Genomic DNA, 25673 nt, shown 5'->3' on the forward strand with positions numbered 1-25673 from the left:
TGGCGCGGAGGTGACGGTTAAGTGAATTATGCGTAAATCTTTTCCGGGGTGAGGGTGGCGTGGGCTAAATCGCGTGCTGCGGTGGGGATCGACTACCCTAGGCTAACGTGAGCGAGCAGAAGAATAATGAAGTAAACGATGTCCCTGAGCAGCTGCGCATCCGCCGCGAGAAGCGCGATCGCCTGCTGGAATCCGGCGTAGAGGCCTACCCGGTCACCGTTGAGCGCACCATCTCTTTGAAGGATTTGCGCCACGATTTCCGCGTAGTGGCCGAGGGCGAAGAGCCGGGCACGGAAGAAGGCGTGACCTACCTGGCCGCAGGCGAGGAAACCGAGGTAACCCACGCCATTGCCGGCCGCCTTATCTTTATGCGCAATACCGGCAAGCTGTGCTTTGCCACCCTGCAAGATGGCGATGGCACCCAGGTGCAGGCCATGCTTTCTTTGGCCGAGGTAGGCAAGGAGCGCCTCGACGCGTGGAAGGCCGATGTTGACTTGGGCGATTTCATCTCCGTGCGCGGCCGCGTAATTTCCTCCCGCCGCGGCGAGCTGTCCATCATGGTCTCCGAGTGGACCATGGCCGCTAAGTCCCTGCGCCCGCTGCCGGTGTCCTTTGCCGATATGGCAGAAGATACCCGTGTGCGCCAGCGCTATAACGACCTCATTATCCGCGAAGAGGCCCGCAAGAACGCCATGATCCGCGTGAAGGTCATGCGCGCGCTGCGTAACTACCTGGAAAGCCAGGACTTCGTTGAAATCGAGACCCCGATGCTGCAGACCCTGCACGGTGGCGCGGCCGCTCGCCCGTTTATCACCCACTCCAATGCGCTGGATATTGACCTCTACCTGCGCATCGCGCCGGAGCTGTACTTGAAGCGTGCCGTCGTCGGCGGCATTGACCGCGTCTTCGAAATCAACCGTAACTTCCGCAATGAGGGCGTGGACCGCTCCCACTCGCCGGAGTTCGCCATGCTCGAGACCTACGCTGCATGGGGCGACTACGACGATTGTGCCCGCATGACGCGCGAGTCCATCCAGGCCGTAGCGCGCGACGTCTTTGGCTCGACCACCGTCACCCTGGCGGATGGCACCGAGTTCGATTTCGGCGGCGAAGAGTGGCCCGAAATCGAGATGTACCCCTCCCTCAATGAGGCCCTACAGTGCAAGTTCCCGGGCCAGCCGGAGGTCACCATCAATACCGACGTCGAAACGCTCAAGGGCATTGCCGACGTCATCGGCCTTGACGTCCCCAAAGACGGCGGCTGGGGCCACGGCAAGCTGGTGGAGGAAATCTGGGAGGTCCTGTGCGAGGACCAGCTGGAAGGCCCCATCTTTGTCAAGAACTTCCCGGTTGAGACCTCCCCGCTGACCCGTCAGCACCGTTCCAAGCCGGGCGTGACCGAGAAGTGGGATCTCTACGTCCGCGGCTTCGAGCTGGCAACCGGCTACTCCGAGCTGGTGGACCCGGTTATCCAGCGGGAGCGTTTTGAGGACCAAGCTCGCCTGGCCGCCGGCGGTGATGATGAGGCCATGGTGCTAGATGAGGACTTCCTTGCCGCTATGGAGCAGGGCATGCCGCCTACAGCCGGTACGGGTATGGGTATGGACCGCCTGCTCATGGCCCTGACCGGCCTGGGCATCCGCGAGACCGTGCTCTTCCCGCTGGTTAAGCCAGAGCGTGACAACTAGCTCCGGATGATTAGGCGCAGACCACTTTCGAGGTCTGCGTCTATTTTTTGGGGTGCGGGGGCATTGAGGTAGTCCACCGTGAGACCGTTGACTAATGCTGTGGTCAATCGTGCTGCCTGGGTGGCGTCGAGATTATCGGCGAGGCGGCCGGCGCGCGCTACCTGTTCATAGAAGGCGGTGAGGCGGTCCTGGAAGGTGCGCAGCTCGTCCATATACATGTCGGTCAGGGAGGGGCGAGTGGAGGATGCGGCGCCGAAGATGATCCACGCTGCGGCGTCGATGCGTTGATCAGGGCCGATGGGGAGCAGTTCGCGGAGCCGGCTTGCCAGGGCGGGGAGGAGGTCTTGCTTGTTGGTTAGTGCTGCGACGCGCCTAACTTGGCGGTCGATGGAGTGACGGAAGGCTTTCGCCAGCAATTCATCACGAGTGCCCATGTGATATTGCACGGTCCGCGGGGCGACGTTGATCGCTTTGGCGACGGTGCGGATGCTGACTGCGTCGAGGCCCTGGCTGACGATGATCCGCAAGGTTGCGTCTGCGATCTGTTCGGGCGAGATTGCCACAGCAGGCTCCTTTCAACTTTTCTTACAGCATAACGGTTGCAGCTAAACCAACCGTTGTTATACGTTTGTATAACACGTTGGTACTGCTCACGACATAGGAAACCCATGAACTCCATTCTTCCCCTGATCGGCTTGGCGCTGCTTGATAGCTTGAGTGTGGGAGCCATCGTGGTGCCCATTGGCCTATTGCTGACCTGGGGATCCATGCGCAAGGGGGCTTACGCCACCTACCTGGCCACCGTCGCCACGGTCTATTTCGCGCTGGGGCTGATGCTGCTCGGAGGGACGCAACTATTCTTCGGATTTTTCGCGGAACTGAACCAACAAAAATGGTTCAGCGTGGCGAAGATAGGGGCCGGTTCGCTGTTGGCCGCCTATGGAATCTTGAGCCCCACGCCGAAAAAGAAAACCGCAGAGGACGATGCCCGCGTTTCGCGGAAGCGAGGATTCGGGCCACTCGCGATGGTTGGATTGGGTTTGGCCGTTAGCTTTGCCGAAGCGGCCACGATGGTTCCCTATTTGGCGGCGATCTCGATTGTGCAAGCGATGCAGCTGCCGGGAGCGGGGCAGGCCGGTGTGCTTGCGGGCTACTGCGTGGTCATGATCATTCCGGCAATAGTGGTGGGAGTGCTGGCGGGGGCGTACGGCGAGAAGCTCTTTCCCCGTCTGCAAAGGATCGCCCATCGCTTGGAGTATGAAACGAAGGTCACACTGCTCTGGGTTGCCGCCATTGTGGGTATTTATCTGATTGTTCAGGGGTGGGGTGAGCTTGGGCACGACTTCTAGCGCTAAAGCCTTGGTGGCTTTAGCGCTAGTTGTCGTTGGTGGTTTTAGAGGACAATGCCCCAGGGTGGGGAGCAGGCGGTTTTGCTGCCTACTCTGTCTATTCGGCCGCGCCTGCTGGGTTTGGTCGAGTCGTCGTTGTTGGCCCCGGTGTGATACCGACAGAGGGGTGACCAGGTTTTCCGGATTCGTGAATCCTCCGTGTTTCCAGGCGTGGATGTGGTGGATCTCTGATTCCTCGGCGGATTTGTTGCACCCCGGCCAGCTGGAAGTGACCATCGACTCCACCGTTGAAGAGCTCCAGGAGATCGCCAAGGTCATTGGCCTGGACGTTCCCGCCCGGGGCGGCTGGGGCCACGGCAAGCTGGTCGAAGAGATCTGGGAGGTCCTGTGCGAGGACCAGCTGGAAGGCCCCTCTTTGTCAAGAACTTCTCAGTGGAGTCCTCCCCGCTCACCCGCCAGCATCGTTCCGAGCCGGGAGTGACCGAAAAGTGGGATTTGTACGTGCGCGGTTTCGAGCTGGCTACCGGCTATTCCGAGCTTGTCGATCCAGTTGTCCAGCGCGAGCGCTTTGAGGATCAAGCGCCCCTGGCCGCCGGCGGCGCCGAGGAAGCCATGGTTTTGGACGAGGACTTCCTCGCCGCGATGGAGCAGGACATGCCACCTACGACCGGCACCGGCATGGGCATGGACCGCCTGCTCATGGCCCTGACCGGCCTGGGCATCCGCGTGACCGTGCTCTTCCCGCTGGTAAAACCGGAACAGAAATAACCGGCTGGTGCGCTCCTACCACGAGGGGAGCGCCTTTTGCGTGCGCTGTCGGCCTAGTCGGCGCCGGTAGGAAGCGGCGCGGCGGAGGTATCGCTGCGCAGGCGCTTAATAATGTTTTCGGCCGAAATCAGACACATCGGCACGCCCACGCCCGGCACGGTGGTCGCACCGGCGTAGAAGAGTCCATCGACCTTGCGCGAGGCATTACGCCCGCGCAAAAACGCCGATTGCCGCAGCGTGTGCGCGGGCCCAATAGAACCGGCCGACCAAGCATGGTAGCGCTCGGCAAAATCGGCAGGGCCAAGCGTGCGCTTGACGACGACCCTGTCTACCAAATCCGGCACCCCAGCCGTGGCGGCGATGTGGTTAAGGGCGGCGTCGGCAATCGCGGCAACGCGCTCGGATTCCTCTGCGTGGTAGGCATTGCCGAACCCGGGTGCCTCCGCGGCCGGCACCGGTACCAAAATGAAGAGATTTTCGTGGCCCTCGGGGGCGACGCCTGGGTCGGTAGCGGAGGTCTTGGACACGTAGATGGACTCGGAGGCCCCCAATGGCCGGGAGGGCTCTGGGCCGGAATAGACGGCGCGGAAATCCGGATCCCAGTCCTTGCTAAAGAGCAACGTATGGTGTGCCAGCTCGGGCAGCTCGCCCTTCACCCCCGCCAAAATGAGCACGGTACCCAGGCCCGGATTGCGCCGACCCCAGTAGCGCTCCGGGTAGGTGCGCAGCTGTGGAGGCAATAACTGGGTCTCGGTATGGTGCAAGTCCGCCGCCGAGACCACAATATCGGCGTGGATGGCGCCCTTATTCGTGCGCACGCCCGTGACCTGCCGGTTGGCAACCTTAATGGAAGTCACCTCCTCGCCCAAGCGGAAGGTGGCGCCAAACTTCCGTGCCTGCCGGTAGATGGCCTGGACCACGGCGGCGAAGCCACCCTGCGGGTAGCGCACGCCCTCCACCAGGTCGGTGTGGCTCATCAAGGAATACAGTGCCGGTGCGGCGGCCGGCTCGGAGGACAAAAAGACCGCCGGGTAGCTTAAGATTTGGCGCAGGCGGGCATCAGAAAAAGTCCGGCTCACATGCTGCTTTAGGTTTATCGTCAGCAGAGCCACGAGGCGGGAAAGCCGGCTGCGGATATCGCGGTGCACCAGGTTCAGCGGTGCGGAGAAGGTGGTGTAAAGGAAGTGCTTAAGCGCCATCTCATAGGTATCGCTGGCCTGCGCTAAGTACGCGCGGACTTTCTCCCCCGCGCCGGGTTCTAGCGACTCGAAAAGCGCGGTGACTTCCTCGATCCCGGAGCGCACGTCCACCGGTGCATCGCCATGAAAGACTCGGTAGGCGGGGGAGAGATCAACTAGATCCAGCTCCGCCTCGGTGGAGGTGCCACACAGCGCAAAGAAGTGATCGAAAGCCTCGGGCATGAGGTACCACGACGGGCCGGTATCCCAGCGAAAGCCGGCCTCCGCAAAGCTGCCGGCGCGCCCGCCTACCTCATCCAGCGAGTCCACGACGGTGACCTCGTAGCCCTCGCGGCCGAGCAAAGCGGCGGTGGCGAGGCCGGCGATGCCGGCTCCAATGACGACGGCGTGCATGTTGTTCTCCTTAATCTCCGGCTAGGGGCGGGGTTTGGTTGTTGTAGCCGCGACGGCGCACCGCGCGGGCCGCGAGCCAAGCCTTGGTGTGGTTCGGCACGGATACTCGTGTGGTGGCAAGTGCCGTAGCCGGAGTGGCGGCGAGGCGATTGGTGAGCTCGGCAAAGATATCCGCCGCCGCGCTCACACCGACCCGCGCGGAAGCCGGGAGCACGTCGATGGTGAGCGCGGCGGTGGCGAGCTCCTGGCGGATCTCTGCGATGAGCGCGGACTTGGTGGCCTCATCAATCCGTCCCGATGGAGCCTGCTGAAAATAGGTTCGCCCCAAAGTGGAGCTATCCTCACCCAGGTCACGCAGGAAATTAACCTTCTGGAAAGCCGATCCCAGCGCGCGGGCGCCGCGCTCCATGGCGGCGCGGTTGGCGGGGGAGACGTCCTCTTCGGCCAAGAAAATTTGCAGGCACAATAACCCAATGACTTCTGCTGAGCCGTAGATATAGTCCTGCAGTTCCGATGGGGAGTACTCGCGCTGGGTGAGATCCGCACGCATGGAGTTAAAGAAGGCAGCAAGGTACTTGCGGTGGAAGCCGCAGCGGCGAGCGGTGATGGCATAAGCGTGCACTATCGGGTCGGTGTGCAGTCGCCGTTGCGGTGCGGCCAAGATGGTCTGCTCGTAGGCGTCCAGTGCGGCCGCGGGGTCGGTGTGGGCTTGGGCTGCGGCGCCGTCGACAAGCTCGTCTGCAATGCGCACCACCGCGTATAGGTGGCGGATATCGGCGCGCACCCGCCCGCGCAAAAGCCGCGTGGCCAGGGAGAAGCTGGTGGAGTACTGCCCCATAACCTGCGCGGCCGCGCGGGAGGCCGCTTGGTCATAGCGAGTCAACATATCTGTCAACGTAGCATGCAGCCTGTCAGCGGTTCGTGGCCCGTGGCTGCCCCTCGGCAAAGCCAGCGGCGGACTGCACGCCCACGGTGGCGCGCTCGCGGAAGGCGGCCAGGGAATCGGCGCCGGCGTAGGTGCACGAGGAGCGCACGCCCGAGATAATCCGGTCCACCAGGTGCTCCACGCCGCCGTGCTCGGGGTCGAGGTAGATGCGGGAGGTAGAAATGCCCTCTTCGAACATTTCTCGGCGGGCGCGCTCAAAGGCCTCGGTATCGGAGTTGCGGCCGCGCACCGCCCGGCGCGACGCCATACCGAAGGACTCCTTATAGAAGGCGCCGTCGGCATCCTTGTGCAGGTCACCTGGGGACTCGAAGGTGCCGGCGAACCAAGAGCCAATCATGACATTGGAAGCTCCCGCGGCCAGTGCGAGGGCGACGTCGCGCGGGTCGCGCACGCCGCCGTCGGCCCAAACATGGGCGCCTACCTCGCGGGCGGCCGCAGCGCACTCCAGGACGGCCGAGAACTGCGGGCGGCCCACACCAGTTTGCATGCGGGTGGTGCACATCGCGCCCGGGCCCACACCGACCTTGATAATGTCCGCGCCGGCCGCGGCCAGCTCGCGCACACCCTCGGCCGTGACAATATTGCCGGCGGCAATGGGAAGCCCCAGATCCAGCGCCTTCACCTTGCGCAGCGCGGTGAGCATGCTTTCCTGATGTCCGTGTGCAGTATCGATGACGAGGACATCAGCACCGGCCTCCGCTAGGGCACGGGCGCGACCTTCCACGTCACCGTTGATGCCCACCGCAGCACCGATGTGCAAGCGGCCTTGCTTGTCGACGCCCGGCCTGTACATCTTCGCCCTCACCGCACCCTTCCTCGTGAGGATTCCAGCCAAGGTGCCATCCGGGTTGACCACCGGGGCTAGCTTGCGGGAGGTCTTGCGCAGCTTGGTAAAGGCCTCCTGCGGATCAATGCCCACCGGCAGCGTGACCAAGTCGGTGGTCATCAGCTGGCCAACGGTGGTGAAGTTATCCTGCCCACGCAGGTCCTTCGGGGTGATGATGCCGATGGGCATGTCCCCGTCGACCACGATGGCGGCACCATGAGCGCGCTTGTGCAAAAGGTTGCTGGTATAGCCCACGGTGTGGTGCGGCTTCACGGTAATCGGGGTGTCATAGACCAAGTCCGCCGCCTTCACAGAGGCGATGGTTTCTGCGGCCGCTTCTAAGGAGAGGTCCTGTGGCAGGATGGTCAGGCCGCCGCGCCGGGCGATGGTCTCGGCCATGCGGCGCCCGGCCACGGCGGTCATATTGGCCACGACGAGCGGGATGGTATTTCCGGTGCCGTCCTCAGTGGTGAGGTCTACCAACTGGCGCGAGCCCACCTCGGAGTGGCTCGGGACCATAAATACGTCGGAGTAGGTCAATTCGTACGGTGGGTGGGAATCATTGAGAAAACGCACTGGGGTGTACCTCGCTTTAGGCTCGGGTGGCGCGGTCTCACCGCGCGGATGAAGACACTAAAACTATACTCCTCGACTTTCCCCGCCCCCGCGGCCTCAGTATCCTGTCTGGGTGTCTCAGAAACCAGATCCCCACATTTCCGCAGAGGTAAAAATCAACCTCACCATCCTCGTCCTCGGCGCGATGGTGATGATCCTGAACGAGACCGCCCTGTCGGTGGCGCTGCCCACCATTATGGCGGACTTCGGCATTCCCGCGACCTCCGCCCAGTGGCTGCTTACCGGTTTCCTCCTCACCATGGGCGTGGTCATCCCGACCACCGGCTTTCTCATGGATAAGTTCACCACCCGGCAGATCTTCTTGGCATCGTCGGGCGCATTCCTTGCCGGCACGGTGCTGGCGGCACTCGCCCCGGCCTTCGGCGTGCTGCTGGTGGGGCGCGTATTCCAGGCGGCCGGCACCGCCTTGATGATCCCTACACTGATGACGGTGGCGATGACCCTCGTCCCGCCGCAGCGCCGCGGCAGCGTGATGGGCATTATCTCCGTGGTGATCTCAGTAGCCCCGGCGCTCGGGCCCACTGTAGGTGGCTTCGTGTTGAGCATGTCTAGCTGGCACGTCATCTTCTGGACCATGGTGCCGCTGCTCGGCCTCATCTGCGCCGCCGGCTATTTCCGCCTAGTCAACGTGGGAGATAAGCGCGATACCCCGCTGGATTTCCCGTCCGTCGTCCTGTCCGTCATCGCCTTTGGCGGGTTGGTCTACGCCGTATCGTCCCTGGAAAACATGCTGGAGGGCGATGGCCTGGTAGACATCATCGTCCTCATCGTTGGTCTCGTGGCTTTGGCGCTTTTCACCCGCCGCCAGCTGCGCCTGGCCAAGGACAATCGCGCTCTTTTGGACATGCGCCCGTTTACGGTTCCCAACTTCACCGTGGCGGTACTGGGCATGCTGCTCATGTTTGGGCTATTGCTCGGCGTGGTCAATATTCTACCCATCTACCTGCAGACCTCCCTGGCGGTAAGTTCGCTGGTCACCGGGCTCGTCGTCATGCCTGGCGGCTTGCTCCAAGGCGGCATCTCGCCGATGGTCGGCCGCCTCTATGACATCCACGGGCCCCGCCCGCTCATGATCCCCGGTGCCCTGCTTCTAGCCGCGGGCACGTGGCTGATGACCCTGCTCAACGAGGACAGCGCGGTATGGATGGTCATTGGCATGCATATCCTTTTTGCCCTGGGCATTGCGCTCATGATGACGCCGCTGATGACGACCTCCCTGGCCTCCCTGCCAGACGAGCTCTACTCGCACGGCTCCGCCATCCTCAATACCCTGCAACAGCTGGCGGGCGCGGCCGGCACCGCCTTCCTGATGACCTTCCTGACCCGTGGCACCAAGTCCGGCGCGGCCCAAGGCATGAACGAGGCCGCCGCCACGGCTCATGGCGCGCACTGGGCTTTCCTTTTTGCCGGCGCGCTTTCGCTGGTGGTCGTCGTACTCGCTCCGTTCCTCAAGCGCGTACCCTCCGCGGAATAGGAACAAGGACAAATTAAGAGGCGCACAGCGGCAGGTTCAGCCGCTCCTCTTCAGCCTTATCGCCCCACACCAGGAATGCGGACTGGGTGCCTTCCACGGCCATTACGTAGGTCGGAACATCCGCGGTGGTCTCAAAGCTTTGGATGGTGCATTGGTCATTGGAAAGCTCGACCGGTTCGGCGTCGGGAAGCATGGCATCGCGCTCCTCCACGCTGGGGTAGTAGGTCACGATGTAGTTGAACCCATCGCCCACGCAGGAAATCTTGGCCTCTTGGCCAGGCTCCGGTTCGCGCGAGGAGCACTTAGCCCCGTCGAAGCCGTCCTGGCCGCTGCGGGAGCCCACCAGGTCCGGATACGCATCCGCCAAGTTCTGCTCTTTGTCATTCCAGCTGGGGTAGGACAGGAAGAACCACAGCGCGGCCGCAGCGGCAATCGCGGCCACCGCCAGCACCGTAATCAGCGCAATGAGCCCGCCCTTGCCCTTCTTCTTCGGCGCGGGTGCCATGGGTTGCTGTGGCTGCGCCATAGGCTGGGCCATCGGTTGCGGCTGTTGCGGCGGGGCAAACTGCTGCTGAGGGCGCGGTTCTGGCTCCTGCACGCGGGGAATCTGCGCGGTATCGAAATCGCGCTGCGGGCGCAGGTCGGCCACCACGTCCTTGGCACTACCCGCATTGCCGGTGGGCTTATACTCCGGGCATTTGCGGGCAACAAGCTCCTCAAACGCCGCCACCGCATCGCCGTGCTCTTCGCCGGACGGCCCGGCCGCAGCCAGCACCGAAACCTGGCGTTGCTTATCGACGCCCACCCGGGCCTCCCTCAGCCCAAGCACCGCAAAGTCTGCCCGCCCGCGGGAAACTAGGAAGTCCACCGCACCCGCCAGCGGACCGAAGACGTCGGCGGCCTCCTCGCGGCTGAGATCATTGGGAAGCTCAGAAAGTTGGGTTCCGGAAACCCCTTCGCGCACGATGAATTCCTGCCCATCCGCGGTAGTGCCCGTGCCTACCAGCGGCGCGATGGCTGGGTGGTGCAACCCATGCAGTGCCGTGGACTTGTCCACCACGCCGGTAATTTCCGGTGCGAAGATTTCCACGCTCAGCTGCTGGTGCGTGTTTCCATCTTCGACCGCAAAGAGGGTAGACGATGGAGCCTCATCCAACACGGCCAATTCGTGCAGATTGTGCTGGGTGGCAAAGAACTCAGGAAGCTGGGGCACGGTCGCGACGTCCTTAAATAGTAGGGAGGGGCAGGGAACGATAAAACGATTCTAGATTACATGCCCATGCCCCTGTTCGCTACCGGCGTACACCCGTGTGAGCTGCGCATATGGTGGATTCTGACGGTATTGCGGGCATCTGGGGACAAAACGGGAAATTATCGGCGGACTGCCGCGTTAGAGTGGGTATCACATTAGAAGCGAAAGTATAGGGGAATCATGTTCGAGAGGTTTACCGATCGTGCTCGCCGCGTCATCGTGTTGGCGCAGGAAGAAGCACGCATGCTTAACCACAATTACATCGGCACCGAGCACATCCTGCTCGGCCTTATCCATGAGGGCGAAGGCGTGGCTGCCAAGGCGCTGGAATCCATGGGTATCTCCCTGGAGGATGTCCGCCGCGAGGTCGAGGAAATCATCGGCCAGGGCAGCCAGCCGCACACCGGCCACATCCCCTTTACCCCACGCGCCAAGAAGGTGCTGGAGCTTTCCCTGCGCGAAGGCCTGCAGATGGGACACAAGTACATCGGTACTGAGTTCTTGCTGTTGGGTCTCATTCGCGAGGGCGACGGCGTCGCCGCCCAGGTGCTGACCAAGCTCGGCGCCGACCTGCCGCGCGTGCGCCAGCAGGTTATCCAGCTGCTGTCCGGTTATGAGGGCGGCCAGCAGGAGGGCGGTTCCTCCAACGGCCAGGGCTCCGGTCCGGTCGGCGCGGGTGCTGGTGCGGGTGCCGGCGCGGGCGGCCGTGGTGGCTCCGGCGGTTCCGGCGAGCGTTCCAATTCCCTGGTGCTCGACCAGTTCGGCCGCAATCTCACCCAGGCCGCTAAAGACGGCAAGCTCGATCCGGTCGTTGGCCGTGAGTCTGAGGTAGAGCGCATCATGCAGGTGCTGTCTCGCCGTACGAAGAATAACCCGGTTCTCATCGGTGAGCCGGGCGTTGGTAAGACCGCCGTCGTCGAGGGCTTGGCGCTCGACATCGTCAACGGCAAGGTTCCGGAGACCCTCAAGGACAAGCAGCTTTACTCGCTGGACCTGGGCTCCCTGGTTGCCGGCTCCCGTTACCGCGGTGACTTTGAGGAACGCCTGAAGAAGGTGCTCAAGGAGATCAACCAGCGCGGCGACATCATCTTGTTCATCGATGAGATCCACACCCTGGTTGGTGCTGGTGCTGCTGAAGGCGCCATCGACGCAGCCTCGCTACTGAAGCCGAAGCTGGCTCGTGGCGAGCTGCAGACCATCGGTGCTACGACCCTTGAGGAATACCGCAAGCACATCGAGAAGGATGCCGCCCTGGAGCGCCGCTTCCAGCCAGTCAAGGTGGAGGAGCCTTCCCTGGATGACACCTTCTTGATCCTGAAGGGCCTGCGCGATAAGTACGAGGCGCACCACCGCGTGTCCTACACCGATGAGGCGCTGCATGCTGCAGCTTCCCTCTCGGACCGCTACATCAATGACCGTTTCTTGCCGGATAAGGCCGTTGACCTCCTCGATGAGGCTGGTGCTCGTATGCGCATCAAGCGCATGACCGCGCCGAAGGGCTTGCGCGAGGTCGATGACCGCATCGCTGAGGTCCGCAAGGAAAAGGAAGCGGCCATCGATGCCCAGGACTTTGAGAAGGCAGCCGGCCTGCGCGATAAGGAGCGCAAGCTGGGCGAGGAGCGCGCAGAGAAGGAAAAGCAGTGGCGCTCTGGCGACCTGGAGGAAATCGCCGAGGTAGGCGAGGACCAGATCGCCGAGGTTCTGGCGCACTGGACCGGCATCCCGGTGCTGAAGCTGACGGAGAAGGAATCCAACCGTCTGCTCAACATGGAAGAGGAGCTGCACAAGCGCATCATCGGCCAGGACGAGGCGGTCAAGTCCGTCTCCCGCGCCATCCGCCGCACCCGTGCGGGCCTCAAGGATCCGCGCCGCCCGTCCGGTTCCTTCATCTTCGCCGGCCCGTCCGGTGTGGGTAAGACTGAGCTGTCGAAGTCCCTGGCTAACTTCCTCTTCGGTTCGGATGATGACCTCATCCAGATCGACATGGGTGAGTTCCACGATCGCTTCACCGCTTCCCGCCTCTTCGGTGCCCCTCCGGGATACGTCGGCTACGAAGAGGGTGGCCAGCTGACCGAGAAGGTTCGCCGCAAGCCGTTCTCCGTCGTGCTTTTCGACGAGATCGAGAAGGCTCACAAGGAGATTTACAACACCCTCCTGCAGGTGCTGGAAGATGGCCGCCTTACTGACGGCCAGGGTCGCGTCGTCGACTTCAAGAACACCGTTCTCATCTTCACCTCGAACCTGGGCACCCAGGACATCTCGAAGCCGGTGGGCTTGGGCTTTACCGGTTCCTCCGAAAACGATTCGGATGCCCAGTACGACCGGATGAAGCAGAAGGTCAACGACGAGCTGAAGAAGCACTTCCGCCCAGAGTTCTTGAACCGTATCGATGACATCGTCGTCTTCCACCAGCTCACCCAGGAGCAGATTGTGGAGATGGTCGAGCTGCTCATCGGCCGCGTGGCCAAGCAGCTGGACGAGCGCGATATGGGCATCGAGCTCACGCAGAAGGCAAAGGACCTGCTGGCTAAGCGCGGCTTCGACCCAGTATTGGGCGCTCGCCCGCTGCGCCGCACCATTCAGCGCGAGATCGAGGATCAGCTCTCTGAGAAGATCCTCTTCGGCGAAATCGGCGCCGGCGAAATCATCACCGTCGACGTCGAGGGCTGGGACGGCGAGTCCAAGGACAACACGGGCGCGAAGTTCACCTTCAGCCCGCGCCCGAAGCCTCTGCCGGAGGACACCGAGGAGCCGCAGCTTGACGACGCCGAGGTGCGCGAAAACGACGCCGACTCCACCGACGCCGGCGAGCCCGACACCATCACCCCGGACGTCCCAGGCGATGGCGGCTCCACCGCCGCCGGAACCGACCTAGAGTCCGGCTCCGGTTCCGACTCCGATGACGACGGCCACAACCCGCCGCCAGCAGGCGCCGGCCAGCCGATGTAAGCCGGAAAATAGATAAAACCACCCAGCTTCTCGCTTTCTGCGAGGCTGGGTGGTTTTTCGTTGCGTGCAGTTTTCTTATGCTCAGGATCTCTAGCCAGCACAATTGGACGGCGCCGGTTTCCCGTCAAAGCGGTCAAAGAGGTACTTCAAGCCCACCGGGATGTTGATGTAGAGCGGTAAAGCGTGGTCGGCGCCTGCACCTGGAATTGTCGCGGTGCCGGGCGCGGCTATGAAGTCCACGGTTCCACCCATCTGGCAATATGCCCCGGCGGCTGCGCGGACCTGCTCGTGTGGAATGAGGTCATCATGTGGCGAGCTAGCGATCATCGCCGGGCCCTTCAGCGGGTGCTTGCCTTGGTTCTGCCGCAGCAAAGTTTCTTTGAAGATGGGCTTGCGCTCTACCAGCTCGGATAGCGATTCCCCGGTGCGAGTGAGTTGGCGGGTGTTGGTAAAGCCCCACATGAGGATGGAGTCACCCGTGCAGCTAGTGGCCGCGGAGCGCAGGAAGTCGATGCCGCGGGGATTGAACTCTTCAAGGACCGCATCGCGGAATTTAGGGTCGCGCTCAGCAAAGCCGTTGATGGCGTAGCCCAGCACGTGGACGATGGAAGAGCCGTCGATGGCTTTCATGACCTTGGGCAGGTCAGCCGGCGGGGCGCCGGAGTAGGTTCCGGCTACGTTCAATTCGGGTGCATAAGAGTCGGCGAATTCCGCAGCGGCCAGCGAAGCGCCGCCGCCCTGCGAGTAGCCCGCAAACCCAATAGGGGAGTCCTGCGGAGCGTGCGCCAGTTCCAGGCCGGAGCGGGCGGCATCAAGCATGGCGTGTGCTTCTTCAATGTGATTGACGTAGGTGTGGTGCCCTGGCATGCCGAGGCCGATAAGGTCCGCGACGATGACGCGAGCGCCATGCTGGACTGCGCCCATATAGAAGCCGTATTCGTAGTTCGCATTGATGGTAGGGGAGCCGACCTTGCTTAGTCCCACTGAGCCCAGTCCCATGCCGGCGTGCGATGGCGCACACTGGTCTCCTGCGCCGCGAGTGCCGGGCGCAAAGATGATGGTGGGCCGCTCGCCCTTGCCACGCCACGGTGCGGTGGGCTCGTACAAGGTGGCCGAGGCCTGAACTGGCTTGCCGCCATCCGTGGTGGTGTCGTAGGTGAACACCTGGCCGCGGCCGACGCCATCGAGCACGTGCGGCGAAGGCCGAGTCGAGGTTACCGCCGCATTTGCGGCCGGCGGCAGCAGGAGGGAGCCGAGGATTAATGAACAAACTGTGAGGAGTCTCATACAAATCTTTTCCATGCCCAAAACCTACTGCGCAGTAGGAACGGTGGAAGTGGAATTGCTAAAATATATGCTTATGGGACTTCAGTATCGTTCAAGAAAAAAGACCGGCAAGAATAGCTGGATCAACGTCTCCGGATCCGGCGCGTCGATGTCTACCAAGGTAGGGCCGGTCACCTTTAACTCCCGCGGCGGCATGTGGGTGAACCTGCCCGGCGGTTTCAATTTCCGCGGCCGCTGGCGTTAACCAGATCACATGCCCTGGATCGCGACCTGCGATTATAGCTGGCCATTATTAACCCCCTAAATAGGGAGGTGGAACAGGCCAGCGTCGTTTTGCTCGGCGAGGCCGTCGGCAAGCAGCGAAGCCAACGCCCGGGAGCGCTGTGCCGCATCGGGCCAGACCATGTCAATCTCGGACTGCGGTACCGGCCGCTCCGCCGCGCGCAGCACGTCCAGAATCTTGCCGCGCACCTGTCGGTCCGTGCCGACGAATTTTTGCACGCGCTTTTTCGCCCGCGCCTGCTCCTCTGCACTGGGCTGCGGCCGGCCAGCGAGCTGCCACGCACAGCTCGCGCGCAGCGGGCACTGCTCGCAGGAAGGATTCTTCGCCGTGCATACTAGCGCGCCCAACTCCATGAGCGCGGCCGAAAAACGCGGCCCATTTTCGGCCGGCAACAGCTCCGCCACGGCCGCTAATTCCCGCTTCGACGGTTGCGGCGCCAAGAACCTACCGTCCTCCGCGCGCGCATACACCCGCCGCACATTGGTATCGACCACCGGCACGTTTATCCCAAAGTGGAAGCACGCCACGGCCCGCGCGGTGTAGTCACCGATGCCCGGCAGGCGCAGCAGCTTATCGACGTCCGCCGGCACTTCACCCTCGCCAATGGCCGCCGCGCACTCCCACAGGCGCAGCGCACGCCGCGGATAGCCCAGCTTGCCCCAGGCGCGCAGTACCTCCGCCCGGGTGGCCTGGGCAAAGTCCGCCGGGGTGGGCCAGCGCCGCATCCATTCCTCCCACACCGGAGCCACGCGCGCGACCGGGGTTTGCTGGCTCATGACCTCGCTGAGCAGCACACCCCACGCGCTCGTGCCAGGCCGGCGCCACGGCAGGTCGCGTTCATTGGCATCGAACCAGGAAAGAAGAGCTTGCGAATCCATCGTGGGAGATAGTCTAGGGCATTAGAATGTGGCCTATGCCTTTACGTAGTGTTGCCCACGAACCGCAGGCCGTATGGAAGGCCCTCAAAGCGGGAAATCAGCGTGTATTAGACGGCGAGACCGTCGACGTGCGCGAGATTTATAACCGCGAGGGCCTAACTCACGGCCAGGACCCCCGCGTGGTGGTCATTTCCTGTTCCGATTCCCGCGCCCCTATCGAGCACGTCTTCAATATCGGCTTCGGCGATGCCTTTGTCATCCGCACCGCGGGCCACATTCTTGACGACGCCGTCCTAGCCTCCCTCGACTACGCCCTCGCCGCCCTCAAACCCAACCTGCTGGTGGTCCTTGGCCATCAATCTTGTGGCGCGGTGGGCGCGGCTACCGGTTTCGTGGCTGGCGGCGAGCTGCCCACCGGCCTGCAGCGACCCATTATTGAGAAGGTCGCCGCCTCCGCCTTGGTGGCGGGCCCGAATGCCACGACTGACGACGTCGAGCGGGAACACACCCGCCAGACCGTCGCCCAGCTGGTGGCCAGCGTTCCCAACGTGCGCCGCCTGCTGGATGAGGGTGCCTTGGGCGTTATCGGCGCGCGCTACCTGCTGGAAGACTCCAGCGTGGAAACCCTGCAGACCCTCGGCGTGAAGTAGTACAGCCTGACACGCGGCGCGGGCTTAGCGCACCGGCCCGCGCCCACCGCTTAAAATTGACAGCGTGACGCAGAAAAAGCCCCTACCTGAAGAGATCTACAAGCGCCGCCGCGTGGCGGCGCTCATCATCGTGCTCGTGCTGGCCGTGGTGCTGATCTGGGCGGCCGTGGCCGCCTTCGGGGGCAGCAGCGATGAGTCGGCCGATACCGCCGCCCCCGCGCCCACGCCGGAGCAGACCTCGTCTTCTGCCGCCCCGGAGACCTCCGAGGCTGCCTCGGAGACGGCTGCAGAGGCCGCGTCCGAGGGGGCATCGGAAAGCAAGGCGGCCGAAAGTGAGCCGTCGAGCGTTGCGCCTGCAAGCTCTGAGGCAGCCAAGGAGACCTGCGATCTCGCGGACCTCCAGGTGCGCACCTCCATGCTGAACTACTCCGTGCCGGAGGGCGAGCTGCCGAAGTTCTTCATGACGGTCACCAACCCCACGGCCGCGGACTGCAAGATCGACCTGGACAAGAACCTGCTGCGCTTCGAGGTCTACAAGATGGCCGATAACCAGCGTGTATGGTCCGATACGGATTGCTACGCCTCCGTGCAGACCGGCTCGCAGACCTTCCCGGCCGGCAAGGACGTGAAATTCGAGGCCGAGTGGTCCCGCCAGGCCTCCAAGCCGGGCGAGTGCACCGACCGCCCCGCGGCCGAACCTGGGGCCTACTTCGCCCACACCGTCATCGGCGATAACTCCTCGCCGCCGCAGGACTTCACGCTGCGCTAGGCGCTACTTCGACACCGCGGCGATGGCCTGCCCCAGCGTCCCGGCCTGGTGCACACGCATGCCCTCTACCGGCTCGATATCCCCGCGTGGGACAATCGCGTGCTTGTAGCCCAGCCGCGCGGCCTCCATCAAGCGCCGCTCCACATTGGGCACCGGCCGCAACTCGCCGGCCAGGCCGACCTCGCCAATGACCACCGTCTTGGCCGGCAGCGGCTGCTCGTGCAGCGAGGACCACGTTGCCAGCGCCACCGCCAGATCCGTGGCGGTTTCCGTAATCCGCATGCCGCCCACCGTGGCGACATAAGCATCCTTGTCGTTGGTGCGTTGGCCGGCGCGCGCCTGCAGCACCGCAAGCACCATCGGCACGCGGTTGGAATCTAGCCCGGTCACCACACGCCGCGGGTTCTTTGCCACCGGGTCCACCGTCAGCGCCTGCACCTCCGCGAGTATCGGCCGCACGCCGTCCATCGCGACCGTCACGGCCGAGCCATCCGGCGTCGTGCCGCGGTGCGAGAGAAACAGCCCGGAAGGGTCCGCGACTTCCCGAATTCCGCCGGCCGTCTGCTCGAAGCACCCCACCTCGTCGGTGGCGCCAAAGCGATTCTTGATGCCGCGCAGCATACGCAGGCTGGATTGGCGGTCGCCCTCGAAGTTTAAGACGACGTCGACAAGATGCTCCAGCACGCGCGGGCCGGCCACGTTGCCGTCCTTGGTCACGTGGCCCACCAGCAGCACCGGAATGCCGGTGGACTTCGCCAGCGAAGTCAGCGCGGCCGTCACCGCGCGCGATTGCGCCACGCCGCCCGATACGCCCTCCACGCCCACGGCGTGCATGGTCTGCACCGAATCGACGATGATGAGGCTCGGCTTGAGCTTATCCACGTGCCCAAAGACCGCATCCAGGTTGGACTCGGCCGCCAAGTACAGCGATTCCTGCAGGGCGCCGGTGCGTTCGGCGCGGGAGCGGACCTGGCCGGCGGACTCCTCGGCCGTCGCATAGAGCACGGTGCGGCCGAGCTGGGCCCACCGCGAGGCTACTTCCAGCAGCAGCGTGGATTTGCCCACGCCCGGTTCGCCGGCCATGAGCACCACTGAGCCGGGCACGATGCCGGTGCCTAGCACGCGGTCGAGCTCGCCGATGCCGGTGCGCACCGTCTTGGTCGCCTGCGCCCCAATCTTGGTAATCGGCTGCGCCGGACTCGACGGCGCTACGCCCTTGCTTGCCGACGCCCCCGCTGTCCCAGGCCTCGCCACCACCGGCGCCCGTTCCTCCAATGTGCCCCAGGACCCGCAGTCGGGGCAGCGCCCCAGCCATTTCGGCGAGACATAGCCGCATTCGGAACAGGTATGGATGGGGCGAGATTTCTTGGCCATGGCCTCTAGCCTAAAACACGCAAACGCCTCCGGCCCGAAACGGGCTGGAGGCGGGGCTTTTGGGGCGGCGCGGCTTAGTTCTTTGGAGCCTCGGAGGAGTAGCCCTCGGAGGACTCGACGTCGCGGTCGAACTCGCCGGATTGCATCTGGGTGGCGGCAATGGTGGCGTCCACGTCGATGGAACCATTGGAGAATTCGAAGGTAACCGGGCGGCTGCCGGCGTAGCCGAAGTCATCGTTCTTCAGGGTGGTGGCGATGTACTGGACGTTCTCGGAATCCTGCTGGGTGGTGGCGTCCAGGTTCTTCTGGGAATCCGCGATGATGGACTGGTCGCGGTGCAGCGGCTGAGCCTTGTCCATCTCTACACGCTGGCCGTCGACCTTGACGGACTCCAGGGAGATGACATCGGTGTCGTAGCCCTGGTTTACGGCGGTGAACTTCAGGGCAGCGGAGCCGTCCGGTTCTACCAGGATGGTGACATCGCGAACCGCAACCTTGTTGTCTTCCGTGCTTGCAGAAGCGCCATCGACCGCAGCCACCTTTTCGGCGGTTTGGGCGACGTGACCCGCCGAGCAAGAAGCCAGCGCCAGAGCGGAGACGGCGGTTACGGAAATAATGGCACCGCGGCGGGCGGCGGACTTCAGGGACTGCACGTTGAGCATCCTCCATCAATTGCGATCACAGGGCTTGTCAACGCTTTAGCCTAGTCCCTTTGGCAATAAAGTACACAGTTAGTCCCAAACCGGGCGGGTAGACCATGGGGGTATACGGGGGTATCCGCAGGCGGGGCGGCCGCTCGTGATAAAATGGCGGCCTTAGTCAACCGGGATAAAACGGGAAAACAAGGAGTGGCAATGGAGTATAAGGTCGGCGAGGTCGTCGTCTACCCGCACCACGGTGCGGCTGTCATCGAGGATATCGAGACCCGCGAGATGGGCGGCGAGACGCTGGAATACCTGGTGCTGCACATCAACCAGTCCGACCTAGTCGTCCGCGTGCCCATCAAGAATGCCGATAACGTCGGCGTGCGCGACGTCGTGGGCAAGGAGGGCCTGGAAAAGGTCTTTTCCGTGCTGCGTGACGAGGACGTCGAAGAGGCCGGCAACTGGTCCCGCCGTTATAAGGCCAACCAGGAGCGCCTCGCTTCCGGCGATATCAATAAGGTTGCCGAGGTCGTTCGCGACCTGTGGCGTCGCGACCAGGACCGTGGCCTTTCGGCCGGCGAGAAGCGCATGCTGGGCAAGGCCCGCACCATCCTGGTGGGCGAGCTCGCGCTGGCCAAGCCGGTCGATGAGAAGAAGGCCGACACCATGATGGAAGAAATCGATGCCACCATCGAGCGCCACCGCGCGGCCGGATTGGTAGACGATAAGTCCATCACCACCGATATCGACAACGACATCGATCTCGATGACCTCTCCTTCGACGACGAAGACTAAACCGCGCGTCATCGCGCTCATCGCGGCCGCCGGCCAGGGCACCCGGCTCGGTGCTGAGGTGCCCAAGGCTTATGTCGAGCTGCGCGGGCGCACCCTCCTGGAGCGCTCCGTGCGCGCGCTGCTGGCCTCCGGCGTGGTCGATGAGGTCATCGTGCTGGTCAGCCCAGACATGGAGCCCGAGGCCGCCCGCATCATCGGCCGCATCGACACCGCAGGCGCTGCGCCCATCCGCCTCGTGCACGGCGGCAGCGAGCGCGCCGATTCCGTGTGGGCCGGCCTGCAGGCAATTCCCGACGACGACGCCGTGGTACTCATCCACGATGCAGCCCGGGCGCTGACTCCGCCGGCGATGGTGCGGGGCGTCGCCAAGCGTGTGCTCGAAGGCGCCCCCGCGGCCGTGCCAGTGGTTCCCGTGGCCGATACCATCAAGGAAGTCGCGGCCGACGCCGTGGTGAGCACACCCGACCGCTCCCGCCTGCGCGCCGTGCAAACCCCGCAGGCCTTCCGCCTGCCTGCGCTGCGCCAAGCCAACCTCGATTATTGGGCCGAGCAGCCCGAATTCACCGCCACGGATGATGCCAGCCTCATGGAATGGCACGGCGAGCGCGTGGCGACCGTGCCAGGCGATACCCTGGCGTTCAAAATCACCACGCCCATCGATCTCACCCTGGCCCACGCCCTGACCGAGGAGACCCATGACTAACCCGATTGTCCCGCGTGTTGGCATCGCCACCGACGCCCACCAGATCGAGGCCGGCAAGGACTGCTGGATCGCCGGCCTGCTCTTCGAGGGCGATGCTGGCTGCGAGGGCCACTCCGATGGCGACGTGGTAGCGCACGCGCTTGTCGACGCCCTCTTATCCGCCTCCCACCTCGGCGACCTCGGCTCCTTCGTGGGCGTCGGCAGGCCCGAATACGACGGCGTATCCGGAGCGAAACTGCTGCGCGAATGCCGCGAACTGCTCGAATCCGAAGGCTTTATCATCGGCAACGCCGCAGCGCAGCTCATCGGCCAGACCCCCAAGATGGGCCCGCGCCGCGAAGAGGCCGAAGCGGTACTGAGCGAAATCCTTGGTGCCCCCGTGTCCGTCTCCGCCACCACGACGGACCATATGGGCTTTACCGGCCGTAAGGAGGGCCGCGCGGCGGTTGCCACGGCCGTCGTCTGGCGCGCCTAGCCCACCACACTAACCCCGCGCACGCGTCAATTAGACTGGGTGGCGTGAGTACTTTGCGCATTTATGACACAGCCACCCGCAGCCAACGCGATTTCGAGCCGATTCGCCCCGGCCACGCCTCCATCTATTTGTGCGGCGCCACCCCGCAGGCCCAGCCGCACATCGGGCACTTGCGCTCCGGCGTCGCCTTCGACATCCTGCGCCGCTGGCTGCTCGCCCAAGGCTATGACGTAGCCTTGGTGCGCAACGTTACCGATATCGATGACAAGATCCTTACCAAGGCGGCCGAGAATAATCGCCCCTGGTGGGAATGGGTGTCCACCTATGAGCGCGAGTTCACCAAGGCCTATAACACCCTGGGCGTTATCCCGCCTTCTGTCGAGCCGCGCGCGACCGGCTTTGTCACCCAGATGGTCGACTATATGCAGCGGCTTATCGACGCCGGCTTTGCCTACCCCGCCGATGGCTCCGTCTACTTTGACGTTGCCGCGTGGACCAAGGCCGAAGGCTCCGATTATGGTTCGCTGTCCGGCAACAAGGTAGAGGAAATGGAGCAGGGCGAGGGCGAGGATTCCGCCAAGCGCGGCGCGCAGGACTTTGCCCTGTGGAAGGCCGCGAAGCCGGGCGAGCCCAGCTGGCCTACCCCGTGGGGCGACGGCCGCCCTGGTTGGCACCTGGAGTGCTCGGCCATGTCTACCTATTACCTGGGCTCTAATTTCGATATCCACTGCGGCGGCCTGGACCTGCAGTTCCCGCACCACGAGAACGAGATCGCGCAGTCGCATGCGGCCGGCGATAAGTTCGCTAACTACTGGATGCACAACCACTGGGTGACGATGTCGGGCGAGAAGATGTCGAAGTCCCTGGGCAACGTGTTGTCCATTCCGAATATGCTGGAGCTGGTGCGCCCGGTGGAGCTGCGCTACTACCTGGGCTCGGCACACTACCGTTCCGTGCTGGAGTATTCCGAGGCTGCGCTGACCGAGGCCGCCGCTGGCTACCGCCGCATCGAGGACTTCCTCGGCCACTTTGACGATCTGGAGCTTGGCGAGTGGACGCAGGGCTTTGCAGACGCGATGAATGATGACATCGCGGTGCCCAAGGCTTTGGCGGAAATCCACACCACCGTCCGCGCTGGCAATAAGGCACTCGCGGCCGGTGACGAGGCCCAGGCACGCACGCTGGCTGGCCAGGTCCGCGCGATGGCGCACGTACTTGGTTTTGACCCGCTGGAGTGGGAAGATGGAGCGCAAGCTAGCGGGGCGGATGCCGCGCTGGATGCGCTGGTACAAGCTGAGCTGGAGCGGCGCACCCAGGCGCGCGCGGATAAGGACTTCGCTACTGCCGACGCCGTCCGAGACCGCCTCGCGGCCGCCGGCATCACCATCACCGATACCCCAGACGGCCCGACCTGGTCGCTGGCGCAGCGTTAAGCACTCCGAAAGGACATAAATTATGGCACGTACCCACGGCCGCGGTGGCGCGGGAATCCGCAAGACCAATAAGAAGGGCGCAACCAAGGGCTCCGGCGGTCAGCGCCGCAAGGGCTTGGCCGGTAAGGGCCCGACGCCCAAGGCAGAGGACCGCATCTACCACGCCAAGCACAAGGCCAAGCTGGAGCGCGACCGCCGCAACTCCGGCCGCCACCAGAAAGAGACCGCCGAGATGGTCGTGGGCCGCAACCCGGTCATCGAGTGCCTGCACGCCAAGGTGCCGGCCACCACGCTCTACATTGTGGCCGGCACCCGTAATGACAAGCGCCTGTCCGAGGCCGTGGCCATGTGCAATACCCGCAATATCCCCATCATCGAGGTGCAACGCCACGAAATGGACCGCATGACCGGTAACGGCATGCACCAGGGCATCGGGCTGCAGATCCCGCCGTATAAGTACGCCGACGTCGACGAGCTCATCGCCCGTGCGGCCGAGAACGCACGCCCAGGCATGTTCGTCATCTTGGATAACATCACCGACCCGCGCAACCTCGGCGCGGTCATTCGCTCCGTGGCGGCCTTTGGCGGCGACGGCGTCATTATCCCCGAGCGCCGCTCGGCGTCCGTAACCGCCGTGGCGTGGCGCACCTCGGCCGGCACGGCGGCGCGCCTGCCGGTTGCCCGCGCGACGAATATCACCCGCACCGTGCAGCAATTCCAAAAGAGCGGTTACCAGGTCGTCGGCCTCGACGCCGGCGGCGAGCACACGCTGGACACCTATAACGGCGCGACGGATCCCGTGGTCATCGTCATCGGTTCCGAAGGCAAGGGCATCTCCCGCCTCGTGCGCGAGAACTGCGACGTCATCATGTCCATCCCGATGACGGACTGGGTCGAGTCCCTCAATGCTTCCGTCGCGGCCGGTTCCGTGCTCTCCGAATTCGCACGCCAGCGCCGCGCGGCCCAGTAACCTCCGGCGAGGTTTCTAGCCGCTTTCCGCCCAGGGTGGCAGCCACTTAATGGTTCCATCCACCCTGGCCAGGCGGCCGCGCAGCGGCGGGGCGTTGGGGTCATCGTCGTTTACGCCGTTGTGATATGGGCAGGCGATGGTGAGGTTTTCGGGGTTGGTCTCGCCGCCGTGGCGCCACGCGGTGAGGTGGTGGACTTGGCATTCATCGGCGGGGTAATTGCACTGCGGCCACGGGCAGGTGGGATTTTCCGCGGCGGCCATGGTGCGCTGCTTCGGCGAGGCGAGCCGCTCGGTGCGGTACAGGTTCACCGGGCCCTTCACGGGGTGGATCAGAGTCACATATCCGTGCGCGGTAAAGGCGCGGCGCACTAGGTCCGCGCCGGTCATTCGGGCACCATTGGTCAGTTGCACGGTGATGTCATCGCCGGCGGCGTCGACGACGCGGTCGAGCTCGTCCAAGCGCAGCACCACATTGGTGGTCACGGCCGCGCGGGAAGCCGCGGCGGTGCCTTGAAAAATCTTGCGCACCGAATCGAGTGGGGCGTCCTTATCGAGCGCGGCGTGCATATCCGCGATGTCCGCAGACTTGCCGGTAATCGTCATGGTCCACGGCCCATCGGCGCGGCGGTAGAGCTTGACTCCGGGCTTGCGCTGCGGCGGACCTTTAATCTCGCGCACGCGCTTGCGCCCCTGCTTGTCGACGTCCGACGCATCCCCCTTCATCCCACACAGCTCCCGCCGCAGCGCCCAGGCCTGGCGCTTATTCTTCAGCTTGGTGGCGTGGCGCTCGATGGCCAGCAGCGCGGTGAGGCTGTGCTCGTTGGTGCGGGCCGCGGCGATGGATCCGCGCTGGAGGCGGCTAAACGCGGTGGGGCCGAAGTAGGTATCGGCGAGGGTAAGGAGGCGGGCGGCGGTGGTGTCGGGGCAGCCGGCGTCGATAAGCGCGCGCTTAGTAAGGCCGTGGCAGTCGGCGATGATGTCCATGCCGGCGGCCAGGCCTGTCAAGAAATTCTGTAGCGCGTTCACGGCTCCACACGTTAAGTGCGGGTGCACGCCGGCGCGCGGTGCGTGGCACGCAGCTGTGGATAACTAGGCCTGGGCGTCGTCGAGGACGAAGAACTCGCGGACCTTATCCACAGCGCGGAAGGAATCCGTATTTGGGCCTATGCGTGGGTCGGTTTTCATGCTAGAGGGAATCACGTGGCCGAGGCCCTCCATGGTCCACAGCTCGACGGGGAAATCGCCGTCGTATGCGGTGGCGGTGACATCCGCGGTGGGATGGTAGTCGCGGGGTGGCTGGCAGCCATTGGCCAGCGCGAAGTGTTCGGCGGTGGCCGGCGCGGAAAGCACGCGGCCGCGGGTGCGCTCGGCATCCAGCCCGGCGACCCCGCCCTCATACGGCGCATACGGGTCGGCGGTGCCGTGGAAAAACAGCAATGGAGTGGGCCGGTAACCGGCCGGGTTGCTGGGCGCGTGGTTGTCGCCCTCGCCCAGGGTGGAGGCGAAGATGCAGGCGCGGGTGAGGCTAAAGGGGGCGTCGAAAAGCAAGCGGAGCACCATCTGCCCGCCGTTGGAGTAGCCGCAGGCAAAGGTACGGGCGGTGCCGAATTCGCGCCGCATCTCCTCGACGAGGAAGGCGGTAAAGACGACGTCGTCCACGTTCTCCGCGCGGGCGGTGACGGGCAGGATGCTGCGGCAATCGTTGAAATGGCGGTCGACGCCGTCGGGGTAGACGAGGACGGTATTGGTGGCGTCGGCAAGCTCGTCGAAGGTGCCGTTAGTAAAGCGGCGCATCACGTTGCCGGACTGCAGCGAGCCGTGGAAGAAGAGCAAGAGGTTCGGGCGCGGGCCGGGGTTATCCGGCGCGATGACGAGAAAGCGGCGGGTGCGGCCATCCACATCCGCGGTGCGGCGGTGTACGTGCATAGCCGC

23 protein-coding genes and 2 pseudogenes are annotated in these 25673 nt (G+C 64.0%); 13 read left to right on the forward strand and 12 right to left on the reverse strand.

The genetic code is table 11. The annotated features are described in order from the left end of the window. Nucleotides 1–107 precede the first annotated feature (107 nt). A complete protein-coding gene (gene lysS / locus MHK09_RS05455) occupies nucleotides 108–1688 on the forward strand; it encodes a lysine--tRNA ligase (protein WP_250412915.1) in 1581 nt (526 codons plus the stop codon). Here lysS and MHK09_RS05460 read toward each other — a convergent pair. Further along, nucleotides 1685–2251 (reverse strand): TetR/AcrR family transcriptional regulator, encoded by a 567-nt coding sequence (locus MHK09_RS05460; protein ID WP_049360194.1) that lies wholly within the window; start codon nucleotides 2249–2251, stop codon nucleotides 1685–1687. The genes lysS and MHK09_RS05460 overlap by 4 nt on opposite strands. 105 nt (nucleotides 2252–2356) lie before the next feature. On the opposite strand from MHK09_RS05460, the gene MHK09_RS05465 reads away from it, so the two are divergent. Next, nucleotides 2357–3037 carry a GAP family protein gene (locus MHK09_RS05465; protein ID WP_250412916.1) on the forward strand — a complete coding sequence of 227 codons (681 nt, stop codon included), beginning with the start codon at nucleotides 2357–2359 and terminating at the stop codon, nucleotides 3035–3037. Between the two features lie 204 nt (nucleotides 3038–3241). Here the strand turns inward: MHK09_RS05465 and MHK09_RS11795 are convergent. Beyond that, a pseudogene (locus MHK09_RS11795) lies at nucleotides 3242–3313 on the reverse strand (hypothetical protein); the annotation flags it as partial. Here MHK09_RS11795 and MHK09_RS05470 point away from each other — a divergent pair. Next, nucleotides 3291–3805, forward strand: a pseudogene (locus MHK09_RS05470) (amino acid--tRNA ligase-related protein); the annotation flags it as partial. The pseudogenes MHK09_RS11795 and MHK09_RS05470 sit on opposite strands and share 23 nt — an antisense overlap. Before the next feature lie 53 nt (nucleotides 3806–3858). On the opposite strand, the gene crtI reads toward MHK09_RS05470, so the two are convergent. From crtI to MHK09_RS05485, 3 genes are read right to left on the reverse strand one after another with little or no spacing between them, the layout of a single operon-like run. Next, nucleotides 3859–5397 carry a phytoene desaturase family protein gene (crtI, locus tag MHK09_RS05475; RefSeq protein WP_250412917.1) on the reverse strand — a complete coding sequence of 513 codons (1539 nt, stop codon included), beginning with the start codon at nucleotides 5395–5397 and terminating at the stop codon, nucleotides 3859–3861. A 10-nt stretch (nucleotides 5398–5407) separates the two neighbouring features. Continuing rightward, on the reverse strand, nucleotides 5408–6283 hold the full coding sequence (locus MHK09_RS05480) for a phytoene/squalene synthase family protein (RefSeq protein ID WP_250412918.1): 876 nt from the start codon (nucleotides 6281–6283) through the stop codon (nucleotides 5408–5410). Between the two features lie 25 nt (nucleotides 6284–6308). Further along, nucleotides 6309–7745 (reverse strand): GuaB1 family IMP dehydrogenase-related protein, encoded by a 1437-nt coding sequence (locus MHK09_RS05485; RefSeq protein ID WP_250412919.1) that lies wholly within the window; start codon nucleotides 7743–7745, stop codon nucleotides 6309–6311. Between the two features lie 112 nt (nucleotides 7746–7857). On the opposite strand from MHK09_RS05485, the gene MHK09_RS05490 reads away from it, so the two are divergent. Beyond that, on the forward strand, nucleotides 7858–9279 hold the full coding sequence (locus tag MHK09_RS05490; protein WP_250412920.1) for an MDR family MFS transporter: 1422 nt from the start codon (nucleotides 7858–7860) through the stop codon (nucleotides 9277–9279). Between the two features lie 13 nt (nucleotides 9280–9292). Here MHK09_RS05490 and MHK09_RS05495 read toward each other — a convergent pair whose 3' ends face one another. Further along, nucleotides 9293–10492, reverse strand: coding sequence for a serine/threonine protein kinase (locus tag MHK09_RS05495; RefSeq protein ID WP_250412921.1), 1200 nt, complete (start codon nucleotides 10490–10492; stop codon nucleotides 9293–9295). A gap of 219 nt (nucleotides 10493–10711) precedes the next feature. Here MHK09_RS05495 and MHK09_RS05500 point away from each other — a divergent pair, with 219 nt between their 5' ends. Beyond that, a complete protein-coding gene (locus tag MHK09_RS05500; RefSeq protein WP_005329940.1) occupies nucleotides 10712–13480 on the forward strand; it encodes an ATP-dependent Clp protease ATP-binding subunit in 2769 nt (922 codons plus the stop codon). Between the two features lie 90 nt (nucleotides 13481–13570). Here MHK09_RS05500 and MHK09_RS05505 read toward each other — a convergent pair whose 3' ends face one another. Then, on the reverse strand, nucleotides 13571–14767 hold the full coding sequence (locus tag MHK09_RS05505) for a lipase family protein (RefSeq protein ID WP_250412922.1): 1197 nt from the start codon (nucleotides 14765–14767) through the stop codon (nucleotides 13571–13573). Nucleotides 14768–14840: 73 nt separating this feature from the next. Between MHK09_RS05505 and MHK09_RS05510 the strand changes: the two genes are divergently transcribed. Beyond that, the gene (locus MHK09_RS05510; RefSeq protein ID WP_080970400.1) at nucleotides 14841–15011 is read left to right on the forward strand and encodes a DUF4236 domain-containing protein; all 171 of its coding nucleotides are present in this window, start codon (nucleotides 14841–14843) and stop codon (nucleotides 15009–15011) included. Nucleotides 15012–15067: 56 nt separating this feature from the next. Here the strand turns inward: MHK09_RS05510 and MHK09_RS05515 are convergent, their stop codons facing one another. Further along, nucleotides 15068–15928, reverse strand: coding sequence for an HhH-GPD family protein (locus MHK09_RS05515; RefSeq protein WP_250412923.1), 861 nt, complete (start codon nucleotides 15926–15928; stop codon nucleotides 15068–15070). Nucleotides 15929–15963: 35 nt separating this feature from the next. Here MHK09_RS05515 and MHK09_RS05520 point away from each other — a divergent pair, with 35 nt between their 5' ends. Then, complete coding sequence (locus MHK09_RS05520; RefSeq protein WP_250412924.1) at nucleotides 15964–16578, forward strand: carbonic anhydrase; 615 nt, start codon at nucleotides 15964–15966, stop codon at nucleotides 16576–16578. A 64-nt stretch (nucleotides 16579–16642) separates the two neighbouring features. Next, nucleotides 16643–17347, forward strand: coding sequence for a hypothetical protein (locus MHK09_RS05525; RefSeq protein ID WP_250412925.1), 705 nt, complete (start codon nucleotides 16643–16645; stop codon nucleotides 17345–17347). Between the two features lie 3 nt (nucleotides 17348–17350). Here MHK09_RS05525 and radA read toward each other — a convergent pair whose 3' ends face one another. Both radA and MHK09_RS05535 read right to left on the reverse strand, forming a co-directional pair. Further along, a complete protein-coding gene (gene radA, locus MHK09_RS05530; protein WP_250412926.1) occupies nucleotides 17351–18721 on the reverse strand; it encodes a DNA repair protein RadA in 1371 nt (456 codons plus the stop codon). Between the two features lie 74 nt (nucleotides 18722–18795). After that, a complete protein-coding gene (locus MHK09_RS05535) occupies nucleotides 18796–19383 on the reverse strand; it encodes a hypothetical protein (protein WP_250412927.1) in 588 nt (195 codons plus the stop codon). A 192-nt stretch (nucleotides 19384–19575) separates the two neighbouring features. Between MHK09_RS05535 and MHK09_RS05540 the strand changes: the two genes are divergently transcribed. From MHK09_RS05540 to rlmB, 5 genes are read left to right on the forward strand one after another with little or no spacing between them, the layout of a single operon-like run. Continuing rightward, on the forward strand, nucleotides 19576–20160 hold the full coding sequence (locus MHK09_RS05540; protein ID WP_005325718.1) for a CarD family transcriptional regulator: 585 nt from the start codon (nucleotides 19576–19578) through the stop codon (nucleotides 20158–20160). Continuing rightward, entirely contained in the window at nucleotides 20132–20863 is a 732-nt protein-coding gene (ispD, locus tag MHK09_RS05545) for a 2-C-methyl-D-erythritol 4-phosphate cytidylyltransferase (protein ID WP_250412928.1), read from the forward strand. The genes MHK09_RS05540 and ispD overlap by 29 nt, the downstream gene beginning before the upstream one ends. Then, a complete protein-coding gene (gene ispF / locus MHK09_RS05550; protein WP_250412929.1) occupies nucleotides 20856–21338 on the forward strand; it encodes a 2-C-methyl-D-erythritol 2,4-cyclodiphosphate synthase in 483 nt (160 codons plus the stop codon). Before ispD ends, ispF begins: the two co-directional genes overlap by 8 nt. Nucleotides 21339–21382: 44 nt before the next feature. Then, on the forward strand, nucleotides 21383–22771 hold the full coding sequence (cysS, locus tag MHK09_RS05555) for a cysteine--tRNA ligase (protein WP_250412930.1): 1389 nt from the start codon (nucleotides 21383–21385) through the stop codon (nucleotides 22769–22771). A 22-nt stretch (nucleotides 22772–22793) separates the two neighbouring features. Beyond that, on the forward strand, nucleotides 22794–23741 hold the full coding sequence (gene rlmB / locus MHK09_RS05560) for a 23S rRNA (guanosine(2251)-2'-O)-methyltransferase RlmB (RefSeq protein WP_005325725.1): 948 nt from the start codon (nucleotides 22794–22796) through the stop codon (nucleotides 23739–23741). Nucleotides 23742–23756: 15 nt separating this feature from the next. Here rlmB and MHK09_RS05565 read toward each other — a convergent pair whose 3' ends face one another. Next, complete coding sequence (locus MHK09_RS05565; RefSeq protein WP_250412931.1) at nucleotides 23757–24767, reverse strand: HNH endonuclease signature motif containing protein; 1011 nt, start codon at nucleotides 24765–24767, stop codon at nucleotides 23757–23759. 63 nt (nucleotides 24768–24830) lie between these two features. Next, nucleotides 24831–25667, reverse strand: a complete 837-nt coding sequence (locus MHK09_RS05570; RefSeq protein ID WP_250412932.1) for a CE1 family esterase — start codon at nucleotides 25665–25667, stop codon at nucleotides 24831–24833. Between the last annotated feature and the right edge of the window lie 6 nt (nucleotides 25668–25673).

The organism is Corynebacterium tuberculostearicum (assembly GCF_022347235.1).
Lineage (GTDB): Bacteria > Actinomycetota > Actinomycetes > Mycobacteriales > Mycobacteriaceae > Corynebacterium > Corynebacterium tuberculostearicum_F.

Coding starts and splice junctions, on each gene's coding strand:
- crtI (WP_250412917.1), bottom strand. CDS start 5,397: ATGCACGCCGTCGTCATTGGAGCCGGCATCGCCGGCCTCGCCACCGCC.
- MHK09_RS05540 (WP_005325718.1), top strand. CDS start 19,576: ATGGAGTATAAGGTCGGCGAGGTCGTCGTCTACCCGCACCACGGTGCG.
- MHK09_RS05465 (WP_250412916.1), top strand. CDS start 2,357: ATGAACTCCATTCTTCCCCTGATCGGCTTGGCGCTGCTTGATAGCTTG.
- ispF (WP_250412929.1), top strand. CDS start 20,856: ATGACTAACCCGATTGTCCCGCGTGTTGGCATCGCCACCGACGCCCAC.
- MHK09_RS05515 (WP_250412923.1), bottom strand. CDS start 15,928: ATGGATTCGCAAGCTCTTCTTTCCTGGTTCGATGCCAATGAACGCGAC.
- ispD (WP_250412928.1), top strand. CDS start 20,132: ATGACCTCTCCTTCGACGACGAAGACTAAACCGCGCGTCATCGCGCTC.
- MHK09_RS05505 (WP_250412922.1), bottom strand. CDS start 14,767: ATGAGACTCCTCACAGTTTGTTCATTAATCCTCGGCTCCCTCCTGCTG.
- rlmB (WP_005325725.1), top strand. CDS start 22,794: ATGGCACGTACCCACGGCCGCGGTGGCGCGGGAATCCGCAAGACCAAT.
- MHK09_RS05570 (WP_250412932.1), bottom strand. CDS start 25,667: ATGCACGTACACCGCCGCACCGCGGATGTGGATGGCCGCACCCGCCGC.
- radA (WP_250412926.1), bottom strand. CDS start 18,721: ATGGCCAAGAAATCTCGCCCCATCCATACCTGTTCCGAATGCGGCTAT.
- MHK09_RS05500 (WP_005329940.1), top strand. CDS start 10,712: ATGTTCGAGAGGTTTACCGATCGTGCTCGCCGCGTCATCGTGTTGGCG.
- MHK09_RS05520 (WP_250412924.1), top strand. CDS start 15,964: ATGCCTTTACGTAGTGTTGCCCACGAACCGCAGGCCGTATGGAAGGCC.
- MHK09_RS05480 (WP_250412918.1), bottom strand. CDS start 6,283: ATGTTGACTCGCTATGACCAAGCGGCCTCCCGCGCGGCCGCGCAGGTT.
- MHK09_RS05510 (WP_080970400.1), top strand. CDS start 14,841: ATGGGACTTCAGTATCGTTCAAGAAAAAAGACCGGCAAGAATAGCTGG.
- MHK09_RS05535 (WP_250412927.1), bottom strand. CDS start 19,383: ATGCTCAACGTGCAGTCCCTGAAGTCCGCCGCCCGCCGCGGTGCCATT.